This window comes from Mucilaginibacter limnophilus (genome assembly GCF_004005815.1).
Classification (GTDB): Bacteria; Bacteroidota; Bacteroidia; order Sphingobacteriales; family Sphingobacteriaceae; genus Mucilaginibacter; species Mucilaginibacter limnophilus.
On the sequence record NZ_SACK01000001.1, the window covers coordinates 413,664 to 433,958 of the forward strand.

A 20,295-nucleotide genomic window follows, 5' to 3' on the forward strand; every position below is an offset into this window, starting at 1 on the left:
TACCGTACAAGGTTAAATAACTGCATGAAAAAAGTATCCGTTATTACAGTCAACTTTAATCAAAGCCTGGTCACCGAAGACCTGTTAACGTCTATCAGCGTAACCAATACTTACAGTAATATTGAGATAATTGTGGTTGATAATGGCAGCAAGGTAAACAGCGTGCCCGAATGGACAGTTAAATACCCTGATGTTAAGTTTATACGCAGCGACGCCAACTTAGGTTTTGCAGGCGGCAATAATCTGGGAATCGCGGCAGCTACAGGTGAATACCTTTTCCTGGTGAACAACGATACCGAGTTTACCGCCGGGCTGGTTGAAACACTGGTAAAGGTGCTTGACGAACACCCTGAAATTGGTATGGTATGCCCCAAGATACGCTACTTTGATCAGCCTGAAATGCTGCAGTACATGGGTTTCACCGAAATGAATTACTACACCGCCCGCAATAATTCAATAGGGCAGTTTGAAACGGATAAAGGCCAGTACGACCATCTAACAGGCCCCACAGGCTATGCCCACGGCGCGGCTATGATGCTGAAGCGTGAATGTATTGATAAAGCCGGACTGATGTCGCCCAACTTCTTTTTATATTATGAAGAGCTTGACTGGTGCGACCGTATAAAGCGTGCCGGTTACCAGATATGGCTGGTTACCTCGGCACTTATTTATCATAAAGAGTCGGTATCGGTAGGGCGGGTGAGCGCTTTAAAAGAGTATTTCATGAACCGCAACCGTATCTTGTTCATCCGACGTAACGCACCGGCTTTTGCTAAACTGGTGTTCTGTGTGTATTTCATACTGATAGTAACGCCTCGAAACATCATCAAATATCTGAAAACCGGGCACCCTAATTTTATAAAATGGCTGTTTAAAGCCATTTGGTGGAATATTACTCAAAACAAAAACAGTACTAAGTTAGGTTACCCTCTACAGTAAATATGGAAATAGTATTCTGGATAAGTCTCTTTATAGTTTTTTACGCTTTCGCCGGATATGGCATATTGCTGTACTTCATTATAAAAATAAAACGTGCCGTAAAAGGCAAACCGAAATTACCCGAACCAGTGAACCTACCTACCTGTACGCTGGTTGTTGCTGCATATAACGAAGAGCGCTTTATTGCCGAGAAGATACAGAATAGCCTTGAGTTGAATTATCCTGAGGGTAAGCTTCAATTTATATTCGTAACCGATGGATCAACAGACGCCACACCTGAAATTGTTAAACAATTTCCGCAGGTAAAGCTGATGCACAGCCTTGCCCGTAGTGGTAAAATAGCAGCCGTGCACCGCGCCATGACGGAAGTAACTACCGATGTAGTGGTGTTTACAGATGCCAATACTTTTTTGAATAAAGATGCTATTGTAAATATTTGCCGCCATTACGCAGATAAAAAAGTAGGAGCGGTTGCAGGCGAAAAGCGTGTGCATGTTGATGAAACCGCCGACGCCACAGCAGGAGAGGGCTTTTATTGGAAGTATGAGTCGAAACTGAAAACCTGGGATTCGGAATTGTATTCCGTTGTTGGTGCTGCGGGGGAGCTGTTCAGCATACGCCGTGAACTGTACGTGCCTGTTCAGCCTGATACTATACTGGATGATTTTATGATATCCTTGCTGGTTACCATTGACGGTTACCGTGTAATTTACGAGCCGGATGCTTACGCTACCGAAACTGCTTCAGAAAACGTACAGGAGGAACTGAAACGTAAGATACGTATAGCGGCAGGAGGAATCCAATCGATACTAAGGTTAAAGCCGCTGCTTAATCCATTCCGTAATTTTATATTGAGTTTTCAGTATATCAGTCATCGCGTGTTGCGGTGGACAGTAGTGCCATTTTTAATGATCCTTGCACTCCTGCTTAATATTCTAATAGTAGCTAACGGCGGCGGACTGATTTACATGCTGCTGCTTGCCGCGCAAATACTGTTTTACGGAATGTCGTTATTAGGCTGGATACTGGAAGCCCGGGAAATAAAGGTGAAGATATTTTTTATACCTTACTATTTCTGTATGATGAATTACGCGGTGGTAAGGGGAATATTCAGATATGCCGGCGGCGGACAAAGCGCAATATGGGAAAAGGCGAAAAGGCAGTAGGAGAGATTTCGGTTACAACCAGCGCGTCATTGCGAGGAACGAAGCAATCTCTGTACTTTTTAGGCCGTTATGCATGTGTAGAGATTGCTTCGTTCCTCGCAATGACGGGTACTTCATTAGAGTTTAGCATTTAGATTTTAGAATTTATAACTAATGTCTTTAAAAGAAAACATAAAAAACAACCCGAAGCTAAAAAAGCTGGTACACTGGATGCTTATCCCAACGGGAGAGGCACGTCCGAGGCTTTGGGTAAAGTGGTTTGTAAATCCGTTTATTCATAAACGGGGCAAAGGTTCAAAAGTACGACGTTACACCCGAATGGATGTACTGCCTTTTAATCGCTTTGAACTTGGCGAAGGTTCAACTATTGAAGACTTTTGCACCATTAATAATGGCGTTGGCGACGTTTTTATAGGCAGTAACTCGCTTGTTGGTATGGGTAATGTGATAATTGGCCCGGTAACTATCGGCAACAATGTGATCTTCGCCCAAAACATAGTAGCAAGCGGCTTAAATCACGAATACCGTGACGTTAACCAGCCTATTCATGCCCAAAAAATACTGGTGGCACCGATAGTAGTGGAAGATGACTGCTGGATAGCAGCAAACTCAGTGATTACCTCAGGCGTAACAATAGGTAAGCACAGTGTAATAGCTGCCGGAGCAGTGGTTACCAAAGATATCCCGCCTTACTCAGTAGCAGTAGGTAATCCCGCCAAAGTGATAAAAAAGTTTGATTTTGAGCTTAACGATTGGGTAAGAGTTTAATAATGAAATTATATTCTTATATCGTAATAATATCAACATTTTGCCTGCCTACAATAACAAAAGGCCAAGATACTTCGAACCTTTTAAAAGAAAGCTTAGAAAGCGCTGCGAAAAATGTTTTGCAATTGAATGAACTTAATATATCAAATGACACCTTAAATATCGTGTCTGAATCTGGTTTTCTATTTTATCCTTTTGGGAAGCACAAAAGTTTTGCGCAGTTTAAGGCAGCGAACTTAAAATTTAATTACAAAGATATTTATCTTAAAAATCAATTAACAAATGAGATTGTAAGAGGATATCAACTACATGAAGGAAAAAGTTACGTTAAGTTGTTGATTGAGGATGAAGATGATGATAACCGAGTTATGATAATTAGAGGTGAAATATCAGATTCTGTAATTTTTTTAAAAAACAGGGTTCATGTTGGAATGGATAAGCAAAAATTTCTTCAGCTGTTTTTTGCCAGAACACCTAACAATAGCATAAATGTGATTAATTTAAAATCAGCTCTTGAAGGTATAATACATACCTATACTTTTAAGCAAAATAAACTTCAGTCGATTAAGTTTTATACGGATTATATGGTTTTATAATCCGTAAATTATTAAACCTTCTCCTTCTGCAATAACGCCGGTATGGTTTTTAAAATAACCCTGGCGTCATTCCAGATGCTGTGGTTTTCGGCATAGTAGTTATCCAGCATCAGGCGTTCTTCCTCGCTCATTTCACCTTTGCCGCGTTTTTCAACCTGCCACAGGCCGGTAATGCCTGCCGGAGCAGCGAAACGCAGGGCATACTTGTCGGTAGTTAACTTTTCGGCTTCATATAAAGGAAGCGGACGGTTGCCTACTATGCTCATGTCGCCCTTTATTACGTTCCAAAGCTGTGGTAACTCGTCGATACTGGTGTTGCGTATAAAGTTGCCAACCTTGGTGATACGCGGGTCGTTCTTTATCTTAAAGAAGGCAGATTCGCCGCCTGCTTTTTTCGAATCGATATACTGTTTTTCGCACCAGGTTACCTTATCGGCATGTACCGGAAACTGGCATTTGCCTGTAGGGGCGCATTGCGCGCACAGGTAGTTTGTGTTATCTTCTTCGCTTTTGGTTTGCTTGCTCTGTGCATCAATACTGTATTGGTTAAGGTGCTGAAGGTCTTTTATACGCTGGTCGGCATTCACGTACATCGACCTGAACTTATAAAACTTAAATACATGATAACCCGTACCCACACGTAACGAATAATAGAACGCCGGCCCGCGCGATTCAAGCTTAATAGCTATATAAATCAATAAGAACAGCGGCGACAGCAGCAGCAAAATAGTTCCGGCAAACAAAACATCAAAAATGCGTTTACCTACAGGTGTTTTCTTTATTGTAGGTGTTTTAGCCGTCAGATTAGTTTTTAGGTTACCCCATCTGTCGATTAAAAAGTTTACGCGTGTTTCAACATTCCGGGCGCTAAGCGGCTGCCAGAAAACGTCGAGTACCCCGGCCTCAAGCGCCAGCTTACGCAGGTTCGCGCTAAGGTGTGATACCACAAGGAAGAAAGGAACGTTGTTTAGTTTTTTCTTCTTCAGCGTTTCAAGCAAAGGCACACCTGCCGGCGCCATTACCTCGCTTTGCGATATAACAGCTACAATGTTAAGGTTTTGCTCAGTCCAGGTGTTAACAAGCTCAATAGCATTCTCAAAACGCTGCAATGTGCGCTGCTCAAGTTGCAGGCTTTCAAAAAAAGCTGCCACTTCATCGTCGCAATGTACAAGAGCTATAATTTGCCCGCTATGTTGTGCGCCGGTATCAGTCATATATAAATATTATAAAGTTCGGCCTACGCGCCTTAAAACAACTTTTATCCTCGATGCAAGTTCGGCCGGGTTAAAAGGCTTTACAATAAAGTCTTCGGCGCCCGCGTCAAGGCATTTTATACGTTTTTCCGAGCTTTCCTCGCCCGAAAGTATCATAATTGGTATCGTGTTAAAAAAGTCGCTCGATTTTACCTGGTCAATCAGTTCAAGGCCGGTAAGCTGCGGCGTGTTGTAGTCAGATAAAATAAGATTAGGGATATTGCCGTCCTGCAAAAATGCAAGCGCTTCCATGCCGTTCGAGCATATCTTTACGTCATAACTTGAGCTCAGGAATTCCTGCAGAATGATCTGCATATACGGATCGTCCTCTACTACAAGTATTTTGGTGGGGTGTGTATTACTAAAGGCCATAAGCGAAAGTACCGTTATGGGGTTTTATATTAAAATAATTATGAACAATTTTTAGCACATGTTTGCACAGTAGCTTTATTACGTAATTTGGAGTAAATATGTTTGCAAACAAAGATTTTTATGCAACAAAAAAGTTTGAATTATAGTATTAAATAAATTATTTGTTATTTTAATCACTCAACTAATATCCGGCGCGCTAAGTGAATTTGTCTCATTTTATATTTAATACTGAACAGCTTAATAGGATATTTCCATATTATATATTGCTTAACAATGAGTTAGGCATCGATGCCTGTGGCGCTGCTTATAATAACGTACTTGCAGGTATTGCCGGGCGTAAAGATTTTACAGCCATGTTTACTGTGGGCGGTAAAACACAGGTTACCTATAACGACCTGGTTGACCTTACCGGACAATTTATCAGCCTGCTGCCTTTAAACAATGGCGATATAAAATTTCAGGGGCAGCTTGAGTATCTTGAAGCCACCGGGCAGTTTTTATTTGCAGGCAATACCCTGAAGGGTATAGCGCCGCCTGATATCTCATCAAATGTAAATTCAAAAGGAATTTTAAAAGGCAAGCTTGATTTTTATGAAGATGTGCTGAACCAGATACCTGCCGATGTGGTGGTGTATGATAATCAGCACCGATATGTTTTTATCAGCCATACGGCTATAAAAGATAGGGCATTGCGTGAGCGGCTTATTGGCTTGAAGGATGAAGATTTTTGCTGGCTTACCAACCGGCCGGAAAGTTTGGCACAAGAACGCCATGCCTATTTTAACGAGGTTGTAAAAACGCGCAAGCTAAAAACCTGGGAAGAAAAAGTGCCTAATGCTGATGGAAGTGAGAGCTATCATTTGCGGAATATGTATCCGCTGCTTGATGAGGATAACCATGTAAAGTTTGTGATTGGTTATGGCTTGGATATCACCGACCGTAAACTAGCCGAAGAGAAGCTGATCATCAACGAAAAAAAATATAAAGACCTTTACAATTTTGGTACCGCGCTTATTTATACGCATGATATGCGCGGAAACCTTCGTTCGGTAAATCCGGCTATCAGCAATACACTCGGCTATACCGAAGAGGAGGTAACTAATAATAATATTCGTAACATACTTCCGGTTTACGACCGCAATAAAATACAACACGACTATCTCGACAAAGTACGCACTCAAGGCACGGTAAAAGGCATTAGCCGGGTGGTGCATAAAAACGGCAGCATTTTATATCTGCATTACCAGGGGCACCTTGCCGGCGACGACTCAAACGCGCCGTATGTTATTGGTTTTGCGCAGGATATTACCGACCGTATTAAAATTGAGAAAGAGCTTCGTGCCGCCAAAGTGACTACTGAAAGCGCCGCTCGAGCTAAAGAGATATTCCTGGCCAACATGAGCCACGAGATACGCACGCCGATGAATGGTATCCTTGGCCTGAATATGTTGCTTTCAAAAACCGAACTAAACGAACAACAGTTAGGCTATACGCGGATGATCTCCGAGTCGGTTAAAAATTTGCTTACCATAGTAAATGATATTCTTGATATCGAAAAGATAAGCTCGGGTAAGTTGGAACTAGAAAGCAAGCCGTTCAACATCAGCAACAAAATTGCGCGTACTCTGCAGTTGTTTCAGTATAAGTCAAAAGAAAAAGACCTGTCGCTGATACTAAATAACCGCCTGCCCGACGAGTTTGTGGTAATAGGCGACCAATACCGTTTTGCACAGATACTGTCGAACCTGATTAACAATTCCATCAAGTTCACCAAAAAAGGAGACATCACCGTTTCGGCATCATTGCTGTATAATGCTAATGATAAGGTATTGCTGGAGTTTTCGGTAAAAGATACAGGTATAGGTATCAGTCCAGACAGGTTGCCGGTGATATTTGATTCGTTTGTGCAGGGATCAAGCCATATGAGCCGCAAGTACGGCGGTACCGGGCTCGGGCTATCCATATGTAAAAGCCTTGTTGAAATGCAGGGCGGGCACATTAAGGTGCATAGCAAACTTAACCAGGGTACCGAGTTTATATTCAGCCTCACCTATAAAAAAGGGTTAAGCTATATGCAAAAGCAGGGTGAAGAAGATGATGTGATTGATCCGGAGTTGCTTCGTGACAGGAAGATACTGGTTGCCGAGGATGTTGAGCTTAACCAGTTTCTGGTACGGAATGTGCTCGAATCATGGGGATGTGTAGTTGATATTGTGAGCAATGGTGCCGAGGCGGTTGAAAGAGTGAAGGATGAAGATTATGATGTAGTGCTGATGGATATACAAATGCCCGAAATGGATGGCATTACTGCTACACGTCATATCAGGCAGTTTGAGCCCGAACAACACCGTGATGTGCCTATCATTGCTTTTACTGCAAACGCTCTAAAAGGTGATAGCCAGTATTATAAAGATGCGGGGATGAACGATTGTGTTATGAAGCCTTATACTGAGGAAGATCTTTTCAAAAAGATCACTGATGTTTTAAGGAAAAGCGAGGGCCCCGATATATTACATTTGGGCAACTGGCCAAAACAACCTGATCGGATTGAAGTTATAACTGCCGAACCTGAGAAAGAAGAAAACGAAGAAGTTAAGCAAACCCCTGAAAGTACCCCTATGGAAGGCAGTGAAAAACTATACGATCTGACAATGATCGAAACGATAAGCAAGAACAACGAATCGTTTGTAAATAAAATGATACTGATGTTTTGCGATGTTACAAGCCAGGATGTTGACAAACTGAAGGAGGCTGCCGCGCAAGGCAACTGGGAAACTGTATCACAACTTGCGCATAAACTTAAATCGACAGTAGGGAATATGGGTGTTGAATCACTAAAAGATGTGGTTCGTGCATTGGAACTGAAGGCCTCAGATAATCCGCAGGCGCTTGTTGAAGAGCTTGATGAAAAACTGAACAAAGTAAAAGCGCAGCTAAAAGCTGATCACCCTTCGGCGTTTGAACCGCAGGCTACAAATTAAATACCCGTTTTAAGCGTTTCCAGGTACCTTTCCAAAGGCCGCCGTCTATTTGTATGCGCCTGTCGGTCGTCCATACAATAGCATTTGAGCCCGATACGCGGTGCATTTTTCCAAAGCCCTTACCCGTTAGTTTTAATGCCAGATAGCCATCTTCGTTAGTGCCCGGCGGATGGTTAAAGCCATCAACCTGTAAGCCCTGCTCTTTACGGAAACCGGAGTTAAACCCATACACATTTACCGCCTGGCTTTTAAACTTTGTATTATAAAAGCGTGTCAGTTCGGCAAACCATTCATAAAAATAGTAAGTGATCCGGCCAGTACTACCAATAGGGATAAATGAGAATATACCATATGTAATGGCAACCTTATCGTTGTTGGCCAGCGGCTTTACCATTTCTTCAATCCAGTCTTTTGGATAAATGGTATCGGCATCAGCATTTAAAATGTACTTACCGCGGGCTTTTGCCAGTCCGCAATTACGGGCAGGGGTAATACCCTGGGTGGTTTCCAATATATAGTTTACGCCGCAGGCTTTTATCAGTTCTTCGGTTTTGTCCTTCGAGTTATTGTTTACAACTAATATCTCAACCGCGCGTGAGGTTTCGTTATGGCAAAGCGACGACAGCGTTTGAACGATATTTTCTTCTTCGTTATAGGCAGGCATTACTACCGATACTTCAGGCTCTTTATCTTTTGACAGCCGAGCATACGCAGCTCTTATTTTTTGAAAGTTAGCTTCAGAGTGGTCTTTATTAAGATATTGCTGTATGTATTTCGGTATAAAAACAGATTTCATGCCTGTATTAAGTTAGATGCTATGTTTACGGTTTTGGTGTGTATTTAGATGCGTTTAATTAATACTTATATGTGTCCACGCTATAAAAAGCACTTGCAACGGTACCCTGAACCATAAATAATTTCGCCCGGCGCCATTGTATGTGCCTGTTTGATAATTTACATTTTTTACAGCGGCATAAATGTTAGCAGGAAGTATCAGGATAAAGAATACAATAAGCGCCCAGCCGGTAATCTTTTCGTAACCCGGCGCAAGTAGGCCGATTGCAGCTACTATCTCAATAAAACCGGTAATATAAACCAAGGCTTTTTTGTACGGAACTATATTAGGCAACATCATCATCATGCCTTTTGTAAAAGCGAAATGCCCCATCGCTGTAAACAAAAGCATGCCCGACATGCCTATGCGCATGGCCAGTTTGTACCCGCCGCCCCATCCGAACAGCCACATGGCTGCAAGCCCGAGCAAAAAAGCAGTTATAAGTACAATCAGCGGTTTCATGCTATATAAATATCAATAACGCGCAATTTGTTCGTCGGGATAACACCAAAGCCAGCGTTCGCCGGGCTCGGCCGAGGCTATAACCGGGTGGCCCGTTGCATGGTAATGCGCTGTCATATGTTGCGCGGGAGATGTGTCGCAGCACAAGGTTACGCCGCAGGTTTGGCAGGTACGCAGGTGAACCCAGGTGCCGCCTACTTTCATACATTCTTCACACAGGTACTCGTCGCCTATAGTTACCTCGGTAACTTGACGGATGTGTTCGCAGGTTTCCTCTTTCATGGTTTTGGGTGGAGCAAGGCGTATGGCGAAGGGCGGTTTACTCCATCCGCCTCGCTCCACGCACCTTGCCGGTTAAACTTCCGCTAAATATTTATGTACAAAACTAATGGCCATTGAGCCTTCACCTACAGCTGAAGCCACACGGTTCATGGCTCCTGCACGTACATCGCCTGCGGCAAAAATACCGGGGCAACTGGTTTCAAGCAGGTATGGGTCGCGGTCTCGTTTCCAAACCTTGTCAAACTCGTTGTAACGGTTCAGTTCACGGCCGGTTTCAATAAAGCCCTTACCATCTTTTATTATCTCGCTACCCAGCCATTCGGTATAAGGTTTTGCGCCAATAAATATATACAAGGCGTCAGCATCAACCGTTTCTGTTTCACCGCTATCGATATTCCGGATAATCAATTGTTGCAACTGACTTGCACCTTTGGCTTCAATAATTTCGCTCTTCCCTTTTATGCAGATATTTTCTACGCCATTGATCTGGTCAATCAGATATGCCGACATGGTTGCGGAAAGATCATCCTTACGCACCAATATGCACACCTGTTTTGCAAATTTAGACAGGTACATGGCGGCCTGCCCGGCCGAGTTACCGCCGCCCACTATGTAAACGCTTTTATCTTTACACATGGCGGCTTCAGTATTGGCAGCACCGTAGTAAATGCCTGCCCCGGTAAAGTCATTTATACCCTGTGTTTCCAGCTTACGGTAGTCAACACCGGTGGTTATGATAATGGCCTTTACATTTATCTCGCTGCCGTCGTTCAGTACAATGGTGCGGTAGCCTTCTTTAATTTTTATTTGTTTTACCGTTTGCGGCGATAAAAATTCGGTACCGAAGCGTGTTGCTTGCGTAATAGCACGGCGGGTAAGGTCCGCACCGCTAAGGCCACTGGGGAAGCCGAGGTAATTTTCTATACGAGAGCTTGTGCCTGCCTGTCCGCCGGGTGAGTGACGTTCTATCAGTAAAGTTTTTAATCCTTCAGAAGCTCCGTAAACCGATGCCGCCAATCCCGCCGGACCAGCACCGATTATGGCTACGTCGTAAATATCGTTCTTCACCCGTGGGTTAAGGCCTATTTTACCTGCCACATCAATTATCGAAGGGTTTTTTATGATAGTACCGTCTTCAAAGAATATTACCGGGAAGTCTTTAGGCACCAAATGGTTCACACTGCAAAGCCTGCGGCCTTCTTCTTCGTTCATGTCGAGCCATAAATAGGGCACAAGGTTGCCCGACAAAAACTCTTTTACCTCATGCGATTTTGGCGAAAACTGGTAGCCCAGCACTTTTATCCCCTTAAAAGCGGGTTTATAACTGCCATGCCAGTCATCAAGCAGGTCGTCTATAACCGGGTACAGTTTTTCTTCAGGCGGATCCCACGGCTTGGTTAGATAGTAATCAAGCTTAACATCATTAATTGCCTTTATGGCGGCTTCGGTATCTGAATAAGCTGTAAGCAAAACCCTTTTTGCATCAGGAAAGTAATTGATTGCCCGACACAAAAAGTCAACGCCGTCCATTTGTGGCATGCGCTGGTCTGATATGAACATGGCCACCACTTCGCCTTTGTTCTTTAGTTCGAGCAAACTGTCAAGTGCTTCCTGGGCCGATGCTGTGCTTAATATTTTATACTCCTGCCTGTACCGTGCTCTAAGGTCACGGTTAATGGCACGCAATACCTGCTGATCGTCATCTATTAAAAATATAATGGGCTGATCCATATTTGTGTGAAAGTAGATGTTTAGTTATTTAGCGGCAAACATACCTCAAATTCGGTTTCGCCGGGTTTTGATTTTACTTTTATAGTGCCGTTATGCTGCCTGATAATGCGGCTCACCACATCAAGCCCCATGCCGGTACCTTTGCCCATTTCTTTGGTGGTAAAAAACGGGTCGAATATCCTCGGTTTTATTTCTTCAGGTATTCCGGGCCCGTCGTCAACTATGAGCACTTGCACAAAATCGCCGTCTCTGCGTGTTGATATGCGCAATGTGCCGCTGCCGCTGATTTCCATAGCGTCAACAGCATTATCAATCAGGTTAGTCCATACCTGGTTCATTTCGCCGGGCATTACCTTAATCTTTGGCAAGTCAGCAGCAAAATCTTCTTTTAGTGTGATGTTTCCTTTCTTTAGCTTGTAGTCAAGCATTTTTAGGGTGTTTTGTATGCCTGCATGTATGTCTATCGGTTGCTTATCGGCATCCCTGTCCATGTGGGTGAAAGTTTTTACCGAACCTACCAGTTCTGATATCCTGCGTGCCGCTTCCTGTATATCGTCAACCAGTTTGCCGGTTATCAGATTGTTGTTTATCCAGGCAAGTATTGGTGCAATGCAGTCAACGGCTATCATGCCACGTAGCTTTTCCAGATCTTCAATACTGAAACCCATATCGGCCAGTGTTTCGGCCATGCTGTAATCGGTAATTTCGTGATCTTCCAGCCAGTCCATCAGTTCATCTTCAAGGTCGGCACGCTGCATCATGCTTAACGATGGTTTTTCGGGCCTTTGAACAACCTCAGTAATGTACTGCTTAACAGGCTTTATTTCACGCATATCCATTTTTATGGCAGCTATTTCTTTAAATAACTCGGGCAGTTGTTTCAGTTGCTCTTTTAGCGATGATGTATTGCGAACTATTGCCGCCGCAGGATTATTCAACTCATGCGCCAAACCCGCCGAAAGCTTACCCAACGCCATCATTTTTTCATTTTGCTGCTGTATGGCAGTAAACTCACGCACACGGGTGGTCATAATATGCACCAGTGCCTCGGTAAGCTCATAATGTTTCTGTATGCCTTCCCTCATATTCTGCATGTGGCAAACCAGCGCAACCATATCCTCCGTACATTCGCCGTAACCAATGGTTTTTTTACCGCGTGAGAAAGGCAGGTAACCGGTAATAGTACCCGGACCAAAGTCGGCCACTTCACGTATTTTGCCGCCCTGCATCATACAAATCCTGAAACGGCCTTCCAGTATAACAAAGGTGCGATCCATAGTTTCGCCTGCTTCAAATACCCGTTCGCCGGCCTTGGCTTCCTGTATGGTGCTTGCATCTAAAAACCATTGCAACTGATCGTCAGGTACATCGCTGATGGTTTCAATGGCCTTTAGCTGCTCAACTGTGACAGTTTTATCTACTGTATTGTTCATGATAGTATGGCTAATATTGGTAAAAATAGCTTAGTTTTTTTATAATTACATCATATAAACTATTGAGCGAACTATGGGCATTACAAAAGGGCGGCTTGAAGCCTTCAGCGATGGCGTTATTGCAATCATAATAACCATTATGGTGTTGGAACTGAAAGTGCCGCACAGTACCGAACTTTCTGCTTTGCAGCCTATCATCCCTGTAATGATAAGCTATGTACTAAGCTTTATGTATGTTGGTATTTACTGGAATAATCATCACCATATGCTGCATGCGGCGCGTTCGGTTAATGGCGCTATACTTTGGGCTAACCTGCATCTGTTGTTCTGGCTGTCGTTAATACCGTTTGTTACCGCCTGGATGGGAGAGAACCATTTTGCGCAACTGCCTGTAATTATGTATGGATTTGTGCTGATAATGAACGCTATTGCTTATTCAATACTGGCCTATTTGTTAATAAAGCATCATGGGGAAAATTCATTACTGGCAGATGCGTTCGGCAATGATGGGAAAGGTAAGATTTCTATAGGTATTTATGCTTCAGCTATTGCCGCTTCATTTATTCATCCGTGGATTGGACTGGGTTTGTACTTTGTAGTGGCGGCTATATGGCTGATACCCGACAGAAGAATTGAGCGCAAGCTTACCGATCATACAAACGAAAATAATCATGCCTGAGCAAGTGGCAAGCTAAACGAGAATATCGCGCCTTCAAACTCTTCGCTTTCCACCCATATCCTGCCATTATGCAGCTGGATGATCTCGCCAGCAATATATAAGCCTATCCCGAAACCGGCTACATTTTTAATAATATCGTTATCGACACGATAAAAGCGGTTAAACAGCTTTTCCTGATCTTTTTGCTTTACGCCGATGCCTTTATCCACTACAGAAACTACCGCATGGTTATCAGCAACGTTGCATTTAACTTCTATGATTGTTTCTTTAGGTGAGTATTTCATTGCATTGCTCAAGAAATTTTCAATCACCTGACCAATCTTATATCTGTCGGCATTCACCATCAACGGGCCGCATCCTGTCACCTCAAAAAAGTGGCTGTCGCTAATGAATTGAATATCGTTCACCGTTTCTTTTACCAGTAGCTCAATATCAAACTGCTCGGGCTGAATGCTGATCTTTCCTGATTCCAGCTTTGCAAGATCAAGAAAACCGCGTATCATTTTGGTCATCTTAACAATTTGCTTGTCGGCCTTGCTAAGCGCGTTTTCCAAAAATTCGTCGCCCTGCTTTTTAACTTTTATCAGTGATATCTGTATGTATGACTTTATAGAGGTTAACGGTGTTTTCAGTTCATGGCTAACCATGGCAATGAAGTCGTTTTTACGTATTTCTTCTTCTTTACGGTCGGTAATGTCCATTATTACGCCCGAAAAATTGTTGGGCTTGTTATCGGCATCATAATAAACCTTTCCTGTTGAGCGTACCCAGCGCTGTTTGCCGTTGCGGACGTTTATAATCGGATATTCGGTATCATAACTGCCACCTTCGGTAAAAGCCCTGTCAATAGTAGCAATCACTTTGTCCCGGTAATCTTCGGCAACTGCATTTATCGATGCTTCAAACGACATTTCTTCGTCGGACTCAAAACCAAAAAGCTCTTTTGTACGTGCCGATGGAAATGTTTTCTTGGTATGTGCATTAATACTCCAGGTGCCAAGGTCGGCAGAGTCAAGGGCAAGCCTCAGGCGTTCTTCTGCCTCAACAAGTTTTTGCCGGGCCATAACCTGCGCGGTAACATCCGTAGCGGTGTTTAATATGCCCCAAACTTTTCCGTTTTTATATTTTAATGGCTGATAAGTGAAGTTGAAATAGAATATCTGTAGTTTGCCGCCTACTACCAGGTCAACACGGTCTTCGCTTGCATGGTAAGCAACGCCGGTAGAATATACCTGCTCGAGTAGTTTTTCAAATGGTTGGGAATTCAATTCCGGCAGCGCGTCATGAAAAGTTTTGCCAATCACGCTCTCATCCCGATCCCACGTTTGCAGTATTGCTTTATTAACTACAGCAATGTGCATTTCGGGCCCTACGTACAGGCCGATAGGGATAGGCGATTCGGCAATTAACGCGCGCAGCGTTTCAAGCTCATTTAGGTGTGGCAAATCCATTGGGTAGTATGTATAACAAATATACAATAGGCATTAACATTTAATATAGCTTAAAACATTTTGTGATTAATAATTTAATATATTGCTTAAAAATATGGCTGCAAACCATGAATTGTTGAATCGCGTACGGGAAGCACTTGCCGATATACCGGGCATTGAAGAAAAGGCTATGTTTGGCGGCGTATGTTTTTTGGTTGATGATAAGATGTGTGTATGCGTTCGCCGGGAAGATATTATGTGCCGTTTAAACCCTAACAGCTATCATAACGAATTAGAAAAACCGGGCGTTCAACAAATGATACATAACGGCCGGGTGATGAAGGGATATGTGTTTATAGCGCCTGAAACCATGCAAAATAAAGCGGACTTTAATTATTGGATATCATTAGCGCTTGAATATAACAAGATTGCCAAATCATCTAAAAAGAAATGACACTTCGCCCAATTGACGATTTTTTTCTTAATAAAGAAGAGCCGGTAAAAAGCTGCCTGCAGGCTTTGCGTGAGATACTGCTTAATTATAATCCGCGCATAACAGAAGAGTGGAAATATAGTATGCCATTCTATTGCTATAATGGTAAAATGTTTTGTTATTTATGGGTTGATAAACAAACATCCCAGCCGTATATCGGAGTTGTTGAAGGCGGGCGGATTGATCACCCTTTGTTGATGCAGGGCGACAGGAAACGTATGAAAGTAATTAACATTGATGCTAATTGTGACATACCTTTAAGCGAAATCAAATCTGTACTGGATATTGCGCTAACGTTCTATAAATGATCGCCCGTAACTGCCCCCATTTGGTCAGCTACGGGCGAACTAATATTACATACTGTTAAACTGGCCGTCGAGCCATGCCGCGCGTTGCGCCAGCCATGTTTTTACACGGTCGACCTCTTTAGGGTAAGTGCCCATTACTACCGGGTTTGGCCATACTTTTTGGTTTAGAATAGGCCACTTCACAAAGTTTTGCTGTTGCGACAGGTTGATGTAATTTACCGTGCTGTCTATTGAGGCATTAATACCGGCCAGTTCTTTTCCTTTTATAGCATTCCAGCGGGTTTTAACCTTTGTACGAAAGACCGGGTCCTGAAACAAACGACCAAACCATGGCCCCGACCTGATCCACCAACCTGTTGGGTTTACAGCGTCTGAGTAATCCACATTGCCTGCGGCCAGATCAAAATCCCAAAGAGGACCCATTGAAAGCTTGCCGCCGCGGTCTTTATAAAAGTAGATGCTGCTGAAACTCATGGCATCCTGATTTTTCATCAGTTCCTGTACAATGTACCAGTTAATAAACGAATCGACATTGATGTATTTAACGTAACCATTTACAGGATCTTTAAAATTGTCGCTGAACAACGTATTCTCAGTATCCTGAATGTAGCCTTTAATGTAGGCAAGCTGCGCATCTGTAATATCTTCGGGCGATTTAATGGTAAACGGAGCGTTTGCTATTTCGGTGCGGAACCATACCGCCTCGTCAAGCCTTTCATCCCACTCAAGCAAATAGCCGCCGGTTATCTTATCTGCCGAATTATCATCTTCATCAAGCTCCTTGATGTTTATCCTGTTTTCATGCACTTCTACCTGCGATGTTAACAGGTAACTGCCAAGGTATTCACCGTTCATAACCACCTCAACATGGCGTCCCTTTGGAGTGAAATCACCGCCAAGTTTAGCGCCCAGGTCAAATGCTATACTGGTACGCAGTAAGGTTTTATCCGAATAGTTGGCCAGCAGTACCCAGTTCTTCGCTTCGGGTAAACCCAAAACCGAGGCTTTGCTGTCAAACTTAAGCCGGTATGGTTTTTTGGGCATGGTCCAGGTGCTGTTACCGCGGCCTTTTATCTGCAGGGATATGTTATTCTTTGTTTGTTCAAAATCAGCATTTGGGTTTATTACCAGTGTGCCGGTAACATAATTATCTTTTGATACTACCGGTCCGCTTGTGGTAAGGTAAAAGATAGGGACACCAGTAAAGTTTTTTATTTTGAATTTATAGGTCCTTGTAGCGCCTTTAGGGGTGGTTAGCGTATAGGTTACAGGCTTGCTGAAATCAGTAACTGTGCTTCCGCTGGTAAGGGTGGTGTCGTTTCCTTTTACTATAGTGCCTTCGGCTAAAGTGGTAAAGGTGATAGCGAACTTTTTATTGTTCGATAGTATGGGCACAACGGCGCTTATCTCGTTACCGACAATTGTGGCGGTTACATTGGCTGAAACTTTGCCGGCGTTGTTTTTTGCTTCTATAACTACTGACGTGAGTGCGGCGCTGTCAGTAGGATCCTCTGTAATTGGAGGATCGACAATCTTAGATTCTTTTTTACAACTCCATACAGTTGCTGCCAGTAAAAAGCAGAGTAAGGTTCTTCTCAATAACATTTAATCAGGGTTTATAATTGATTTGTTCCAAATATAATTAATTAACATTGAATTAACATGTCAGCAGTAAAAAGCTGTTTTAAAGAATTATATTCATTAAAATATATTTTTATTTGAATTATATTCATTAATACTTCTAAATTGCAGAATGATTTTAGAAAATGAATTTTCTTTAGATAAGACGGACCTGCACATTCTTCGCCTTTTACAAGAGAATGCCCGCATGTCAAATGCTGATATGGCGCGTGAATTGGGTATGGCGCCATCAGGAGTTTTAGAGCGGGTGAAAAAACTTGAGCAGAAAAATGTGATACAGCAATATACCACACGCATTAACCCTAATGCGCTGCAGCAAAAACTATTGGCCTTCATTTTTATAAAAGCTAATGTTGGGCCCGGTTGCGATAGCGTTGTTACCGATGAACTGGCCAAAATACCTGAAGTGCAGGAGGTGCACCATGTAGCCGGCGACGATTGTTACCTGGTTAAAATACGTACTTATGATTCAGCTTCGCTGATGGAAATTATGCGAACCCGCTTTGCTGTAATACCCAATATGATGAGTACCCGTACCACCATTGTGCTGGAAACAGTGAAAGAACAGCAGCAATTAGTGATACCCGAAAAATAAATTTACATCTATGTCAGCCTCAACTAAACATCCCTCAACTTTACTGGTAGTTATCGCTTTTGCCCTTGTATATGTGGTTTGGGGATCTACCTACTTTTTTATACAAATGGGTATTAAGCACATGCCGCCGCTTGTATTGGGTGCTACCCGTTTTATACTTTCAGGCGGAATTATGCTGGCATGGTGCCTGTTTACAGGGGAAAAGGTGTGGAACCTTAAATTTAATATACACTCAGCCATTAGCGGGTTATTAATGTTATTTGGCGGTAATGGTGCCTTAATATGGGCTGAAAGAACGGTGCCAAGCGCATTAGCTGCCATATTGGTATCGGCAGCGCCGGTTTGGTTTGTATTGTTAGACAAATCGCATTGGCGCGCGAATTTTACCAATGTCTTCACCATACTTGGACTCATTATTGGCTTTGGCGGCGTGGTGCTACTTTTTAGCGACCAGCTTGACAACGCACTTGGTGAACATTCAACCGCTCATTTGTCTGATCTCGTGGTGATCATTGTCGGATCGATGCTGTGGGCAGCAGGGTCACTGTACTCAAAATACAAAGCAACAGGCAACAGCACCACGGTAAATACCGCATGGCAAATGCTTGCGGCAGGTGTAGCTTTTATTCCTTTCAGTTTAATGCATGGTGATTTCAAAGGCTTCAGCTTCGATGCTTTACCGGCGCAAACGTGGTATGCGGTTGGCTATCTTGTAATTTTTGGTTCAATAATAGCCTTTAGCGCGTATGTGTGGCTGCTTGAGGTGCGACCTGCAGCACAGGTGAGCACCTATGCCTACGTTAACCCGGTTATCGCGGTTATTTTGGGTGTGGCATTTGCCAACGAAAGTATTACCTGGCTGCAAATAGGCGGATTGGTAATAATCCTGATTAGTGTGCTGCTTATCAATCTTGACAAATACCGCAAGCCCAAACAGGCGGAACTGGCTGTAGAATAAAGTACATTTGTTAAAAGCAATTGATCATAACTATGTCAAACATCAGCCTGATAATTGAGGAACGCCCGCGCGATATTGGTAACTTTTTAGTAGGGCGTCTGTTGCCTTTCAGCAGCAAACGCATGGTAGGCCCGTTTATATTTATCGATCATATGGGGCCTGCGCAGCTCGGGCCAGGGCAAAATATTGACATAGCACCGCATCCGCATATCGGCTTATCAACGCTTACTTACCTGTTTGAAGGAAATGTGATGCACAAGGATAGCCTGGGTACCGAAATGGAAGTAAAACCCGGTCAGGTAAACTGGATGACAGCCGGTAGCGGTATAGTGCATTCTGAGCGTACGCCAGCTTATCTGCGTGACACGTCAAAAACCTTACACGGCTTGCAAATATGGGTTGCCCTGCCCAAACATCTGGAGCAAATGCAGCCTGAATTTTTCCATATAGAAGAAAACGAGTTACCCACCTGGGAGTTTAACGGCGTACAGTATAAACTGGTAGCCGGTGAAATTATGGGAAGGCAGTCGCCTGTACCTGTGTATAGCCAACTGTACTTTTTAGAATTGAAAAGCGGCAGTGGAAGCCGCTCAGTTAAAATCGGTAATGATCTTTACGGCGAGTGCGGACTGTATATTTTAGAAGGAAGTATTAAAACTGACAGTGAAACATATCAGCCTAAAGAATTACTGGTAGCTAAAAACAGCCAATTATGTGAATTCACCATGGCGCCCGATACCACTATTTACTTTTTCGGCGGCGAACCTTTTCCTGAAGAGCGTTTTATTTACTGGAATTTTGTTGCTACCTCTCGTGAAAGGATTGAGGAGGCCAAACAAAAATGGCTTGATCAGCAGTTCGGGTCTGTGCCGGGTGAAACGGATTTTATCCCGCTACCTGTTGAAGCTAAAGGATTAAAGTTCAAATAATCCTGATTTATTTCTGTGGTTAATAGGATTGTTTTTTAACTAATAAGAAACAACATAAGTTGCTACATGTAATAATACTATAACACATTCAGACAACTTTATATGAAACCTATCAATATAAACATAGGGACTGATCTTCATCTGTTAGTAGTTCCTGATAGTGAGGCACACATGGATGGTCATCCGGTTTTGACTTATATATACGATATTTTCAGGGTGGAAGGGAACGTCCCGGGACATACCATTATTGAAAATAATCTCATTGCGGCGCAAAAGCAAACCAACCCTAATTATATGGGGCATATTACTTTTGAGCAGCCGGGTAAATTATTTACTTACACAGCCGAGGAAGGTAATGCTCTTACGAGTGGGGAAGTAGAACAGGTGATTGAAGAGATAAGCCATTTCAGGGATACGCCCCGGTTGTGGGCTATTTGATTTTTT

22 protein-coding genes are annotated in these 20,295 nt (G+C 43.1%); 13 read left to right on the forward strand and 9 right to left on the reverse strand.

Annotation, left to right across the window (positions count from 1 at the left end; genetic code table 11):
* Positions 1–24: 24 nt before the first annotated feature.
* From EOD41_RS01885 to EOD41_RS01900, 5 genes are read left to right on the forward strand one after another with little or no spacing between them, the layout of a single operon-like run.
* Positions 25–939, forward strand: coding sequence for a glycosyltransferase family 2 protein (locus EOD41_RS01885; protein WP_127703084.1), 915 nt, complete (start codon positions 25–27; stop codon positions 937–939).
* Between the two features lie 2 nt (positions 940–941).
* On the forward strand, positions 942–2,105 hold the full coding sequence (locus EOD41_RS01890) for a glycosyltransferase family 2 protein (RefSeq protein ID WP_127703085.1): 1,164 nt from the start codon (positions 942–944) through the stop codon (positions 2,103–2,105).
* Entirely contained in the window at positions 2,081–2,239 is a 159-nt protein-coding gene (locus EOD41_RS20630) for a hypothetical protein (protein ID WP_164849861.1), read from the forward strand. Before EOD41_RS01890 ends, EOD41_RS20630 begins: the two co-directional genes overlap by 25 nt.
* Positions 2,240–2,258: 19 nt before the next feature.
* Positions 2,259–2,873, forward strand: a complete 615-nt coding sequence (locus EOD41_RS21190) for an acyltransferase (RefSeq protein WP_127703086.1) — start codon at positions 2,259–2,261, stop codon at positions 2,871–2,873.
* A 2-nt stretch (positions 2,874–2,875) separates the two neighbouring features.
* Complete coding sequence (locus EOD41_RS01900; protein WP_127703087.1) at positions 2,876–3,469, forward strand: hypothetical protein; 594 nt, start codon at positions 2,876–2,878, stop codon at positions 3,467–3,469.
* A gap of 11 nt (positions 3,470–3,480) precedes the next feature.
* Here EOD41_RS01900 and EOD41_RS01905 read toward each other — a convergent pair whose 3' ends face one another.
* Both EOD41_RS01905 and EOD41_RS01910 read right to left on the reverse strand, forming a co-directional pair.
* A complete protein-coding gene (locus EOD41_RS01905) occupies positions 3,481–4,683 on the reverse strand; it encodes a sugar transferase (RefSeq protein WP_164849862.1) in 1,203 nt (400 codons plus the stop codon).
* A gap of 9 nt (positions 4,684–4,692) precedes the next feature.
* Positions 4,693–5,094: a response regulator gene (locus EOD41_RS01910; protein ID WP_127703088.1), complete on the reverse strand. Its 402-nt coding sequence runs from the start codon at positions 5,092–5,094 to the stop codon at positions 4,693–4,695.
* 206 nt (positions 5,095–5,300) lie between these two features.
* Between EOD41_RS01910 and EOD41_RS01915 the strand changes: the two genes are divergently transcribed.
* Positions 5,301–8,075 (forward strand): PAS domain-containing hybrid sensor histidine kinase/response regulator, encoded by a 2,775-nt coding sequence (locus tag EOD41_RS01915; protein ID WP_127703089.1) that lies wholly within the window; start codon positions 5,301–5,303, stop codon positions 8,073–8,075.
* Here the strand turns inward: EOD41_RS01915 and EOD41_RS01920 are convergent.
* From EOD41_RS01920 to EOD41_RS01940, 5 genes are read right to left on the reverse strand one after another with little or no spacing between them, the layout of a single operon-like run.
* Positions 8,065–8,871: a glycosyltransferase family 2 protein gene (locus EOD41_RS01920; protein ID WP_127703090.1), complete on the reverse strand. Its 807-nt coding sequence runs from the start codon at positions 8,869–8,871 to the stop codon at positions 8,065–8,067. The two genes, EOD41_RS01915 and EOD41_RS01920, sit on opposite strands and share 11 nt — an antisense overlap.
* Before the next feature lie 54 nt (positions 8,872–8,925).
* Positions 8,926–9,372: a DoxX family protein gene (locus EOD41_RS01925; RefSeq protein WP_127703091.1), complete on the reverse strand. Its 447-nt coding sequence runs from the start codon at positions 9,370–9,372 to the stop codon at positions 8,926–8,928.
* A 12-nt stretch (positions 9,373–9,384) separates the two neighbouring features.
* Positions 9,385–9,714: a UBP-type zinc finger domain-containing protein gene (locus tag EOD41_RS01930; RefSeq protein ID WP_240663129.1), complete on the reverse strand. Its 330-nt coding sequence runs from the start codon at positions 9,712–9,714 to the stop codon at positions 9,385–9,387.
* Between the two features lie 12 nt (positions 9,715–9,726).
* Positions 9,727–11,385, reverse strand: a complete 1,659-nt coding sequence (locus tag EOD41_RS01935) for a response regulator (RefSeq protein ID WP_127703092.1) — start codon at positions 11,383–11,385, stop codon at positions 9,727–9,729.
* 20 nt (positions 11,386–11,405) lie between these two features.
* A complete protein-coding gene (locus EOD41_RS01940; protein WP_127703093.1) occupies positions 11,406–12,818 on the reverse strand; it encodes an ATP-binding protein in 1,413 nt (470 codons plus the stop codon).
* Positions 12,819–12,891: 73 nt separating this feature from the next.
* Here EOD41_RS01940 and EOD41_RS01945 point away from each other — a divergent pair, with 73 nt between their 5' ends.
* Positions 12,892–13,497: a TMEM175 family protein gene (locus tag EOD41_RS01945; protein ID WP_240663131.1), complete on the forward strand. Its 606-nt coding sequence runs from the start codon at positions 12,892–12,894 to the stop codon at positions 13,495–13,497.
* Here the strand turns inward: EOD41_RS01945 and EOD41_RS01950 are convergent.
* The gene (locus EOD41_RS01950) at positions 13,488–14,948 is read right to left on the reverse strand and encodes a PAS domain-containing sensor histidine kinase (protein WP_127703094.1); all 1,461 of its coding nucleotides are present in this window, start codon (positions 14,946–14,948) and stop codon (positions 13,488–13,490) included. The genes EOD41_RS01945 and EOD41_RS01950 overlap by 10 nt on opposite strands.
* Positions 14,949–15,042: 94 nt before the next feature.
* Here EOD41_RS01950 and EOD41_RS01955 point away from each other — a divergent pair, with 94 nt between their 5' ends.
* Positions 15,043–15,381 carry a TfoX/Sxy family protein gene (locus tag EOD41_RS01955; protein ID WP_127703095.1) on the forward strand — a complete coding sequence of 113 codons (339 nt, stop codon included), beginning with the start codon at positions 15,043–15,045 and terminating at the stop codon, positions 15,379–15,381.
* Complete coding sequence (locus tag EOD41_RS01960) at positions 15,378–15,728, forward strand: DUF1801 domain-containing protein (RefSeq protein ID WP_127703096.1); 351 nt, start codon at positions 15,378–15,380, stop codon at positions 15,726–15,728. The genes EOD41_RS01955 and EOD41_RS01960 overlap by 4 nt, the downstream gene beginning before the upstream one ends.
* Positions 15,729–15,773: 45 nt before the next feature.
* Here the strand turns inward: EOD41_RS01960 and EOD41_RS01965 are convergent, their stop codons facing one another.
* Positions 15,774–17,333, reverse strand: coding sequence for a CotH kinase family protein (locus tag EOD41_RS01965; protein WP_127703097.1), 1,560 nt, complete (start codon positions 17,331–17,333; stop codon positions 15,774–15,776).
* A 148-nt stretch (positions 17,334–17,481) separates the two neighbouring features.
* Here EOD41_RS01965 and EOD41_RS01970 point away from each other — a divergent pair, with 148 nt between their 5' ends.
* From EOD41_RS01970 to EOD41_RS01985, 4 genes are all read left to right on the forward strand, one after another.
* Positions 17,482–17,964: an Lrp/AsnC family transcriptional regulator gene (locus tag EOD41_RS01970; RefSeq protein WP_164849863.1), complete on the forward strand. Its 483-nt coding sequence runs from the start codon at positions 17,482–17,484 to the stop codon at positions 17,962–17,964.
* Between the two features lie 10 nt (positions 17,965–17,974).
* Positions 17,975–18,922: an EamA family transporter gene (locus EOD41_RS01975; protein WP_127703098.1), complete on the forward strand. Its 948-nt coding sequence runs from the start codon at positions 17,975–17,977 to the stop codon at positions 18,920–18,922.
* Between the two features lie 32 nt (positions 18,923–18,954).
* Positions 18,955–19,851, forward strand: coding sequence for a pirin family protein (locus EOD41_RS01980; protein ID WP_127703099.1), 897 nt, complete (start codon positions 18,955–18,957; stop codon positions 19,849–19,851).
* Between the two features lie 102 nt (positions 19,852–19,953).
* Positions 19,954–20,289, forward strand: coding sequence for a hypothetical protein (locus tag EOD41_RS01985; RefSeq protein ID WP_127703100.1), 336 nt, complete (start codon positions 19,954–19,956; stop codon positions 20,287–20,289).
* Positions 20,290–20,295: the final 6 nt, after the last annotated feature.

What these genes read in the sequence shown, in the direction of transcription:
- EOD41_RS01885 (WP_127703084.1), top strand. Translation starts at nt 25, where the DNA reads ATGAAAAAAGTATCCGTTATTACAGTCAACTTTAATCAAAGCCTGGTC.
- EOD41_RS01890 (WP_127703085.1), top strand. Translation starts at nt 942, where the DNA reads ATGGAAATAGTATTCTGGATAAGTCTCTTTATAGTTTTTTACGCTTTC.
- EOD41_RS20630 (WP_164849861.1), top strand. Translation starts at nt 2,081, where the DNA reads ATGGGAAAAGGCGAAAAGGCAGTAGGAGAGATTTCGGTTACAACCAGC.
- EOD41_RS21190 (WP_127703086.1), top strand. Translation starts at nt 2,259, where the DNA reads ATGTCTTTAAAAGAAAACATAAAAAACAACCCGAAGCTAAAAAAGCTG.
- EOD41_RS01900 (WP_127703087.1), top strand. Translation starts at nt 2,876, where the DNA reads ATGAAATTATATTCTTATATCGTAATAATATCAACATTTTGCCTGCCT.
- EOD41_RS01905 (WP_164849862.1), bottom strand. Translation starts at nt 4,683, where the DNA reads ATGACTGATACCGGCGCACAACATAGCGGGCAAATTATAGCTCTTGTA.
- EOD41_RS01910 (WP_127703088.1), bottom strand. Translation starts at nt 5,094, where the DNA reads ATGGCCTTTAGTAATACACACCCCACCAAAATACTTGTAGTAGAGGAC.
- EOD41_RS01920 (WP_127703090.1), bottom strand. Translation starts at nt 8,871, where the DNA reads ATGAAATCTGTTTTTATACCGAAATACATACAGCAATATCTTAATAAA.
- EOD41_RS01925 (WP_127703091.1), bottom strand. Translation starts at nt 9,372, where the DNA reads ATGAAACCGCTGATTGTACTTATAACTGCTTTTTTGCTCGGGCTTGCA.
- EOD41_RS01935 (WP_127703092.1), bottom strand. Translation starts at nt 11,385, where the DNA reads ATGGATCAGCCCATTATATTTTTAATAGATGACGATCAGCAGGTATTG.
- EOD41_RS01940 (WP_127703093.1), bottom strand. Translation starts at nt 12,818, where the DNA reads ATGAACAATACAGTAGATAAAACTGTCACAGTTGAGCAGCTAAAGGCC.
- EOD41_RS01945 (WP_240663131.1), top strand. Translation starts at nt 12,892, where the DNA reads ATGGGCATTACAAAAGGGCGGCTTGAAGCCTTCAGCGATGGCGTTATT.
- EOD41_RS01950 (WP_127703094.1), bottom strand. Translation starts at nt 14,948, where the DNA reads ATGGATTTGCCACACCTAAATGAGCTTGAAACGCTGCGCGCGTTAATT.
- EOD41_RS01955 (WP_127703095.1), top strand. Translation starts at nt 15,043, where the DNA reads ATGGCTGCAAACCATGAATTGTTGAATCGCGTACGGGAAGCACTTGCC.
- EOD41_RS01960 (WP_127703096.1), top strand. Translation starts at nt 15,378, where the DNA reads ATGACACTTCGCCCAATTGACGATTTTTTTCTTAATAAAGAAGAGCCG.
- EOD41_RS01965 (WP_127703097.1), bottom strand. Translation starts at nt 17,333, where the DNA reads ATGTTATTGAGAAGAACCTTACTCTGCTTTTTACTGGCAGCAACTGTA.
- EOD41_RS01970 (WP_164849863.1), top strand. Translation starts at nt 17,482, where the DNA reads ATGATTTTAGAAAATGAATTTTCTTTAGATAAGACGGACCTGCACATT.
- EOD41_RS01975 (WP_127703098.1), top strand. Translation starts at nt 17,975, where the DNA reads ATGTCAGCCTCAACTAAACATCCCTCAACTTTACTGGTAGTTATCGCT.
- EOD41_RS01980 (WP_127703099.1), top strand. Translation starts at nt 18,955, where the DNA reads ATGTCAAACATCAGCCTGATAATTGAGGAACGCCCGCGCGATATTGGT.
- EOD41_RS01985 (WP_127703100.1), top strand. Translation starts at nt 19,954, where the DNA reads ATGAAACCTATCAATATAAACATAGGGACTGATCTTCATCTGTTAGTA.